The sequence below is a fragment of the Vogesella mureinivorans genome (assembly GCF_007644035.1).
In the GTDB taxonomy this organism is placed as follows: domain Bacteria; phylum Pseudomonadota; class Gammaproteobacteria; order Burkholderiales; family Chromobacteriaceae; genus Vogesella; species Vogesella mureinivorans.
In genome coordinates this window covers 1-297 of record NZ_VMTV02001022.1, presented here as the reverse complement: position 1 = coordinate 297, position 297 = coordinate 1, and the positions used below count along the sequence as shown (strand labels likewise).

Below are 297 nucleotides of genomic sequence, written 5' to 3'. Positions count from 1 at the left end.
ACCCAGAAGATCATCGAAGAATTCAAGCGCGGCGAAGGCGACACCGGCTCCCCGGAGGTCCAGGTCGCCCTGCTGTCGGCCCGCATCGAGCTGCTGACCGGCCACTTCAAGATCCACAAGCTTGACCACCACGGCCGTCGCGGCCTGATCCGTCTGGTCAACCAGCGTCGCAGTCTCCTGAGCTACCTCAAGGGCAAGGACGTTGAACGCTACAAGACGCTCATCGAGCGCCTCGGCATCCGTCGCTAATCCCAAAGGGGAAGTACAACGTGGCGAAAGTAACCAAGACTTTTCAGT

The 297-nt window shown here is 59.9% G+C and carries 1 protein-coding gene; it reads left to right on the top strand.

Features of this window, described 5'->3' with window-relative positions; translation table 11 throughout:
- Nucleotides 1-9: 9 nt before the first annotated feature.
- Nucleotides 10-249: a 30S ribosomal protein S15 gene (rpsO, locus tag FLQ44_RS22555; protein ID WP_240801386.1), complete on the top strand. Its 240-nt coding sequence runs from the start codon at nt 10-12 to the stop codon at nt 247-249.
- Nucleotides 250-297 lie beyond the last annotated feature (48 nt).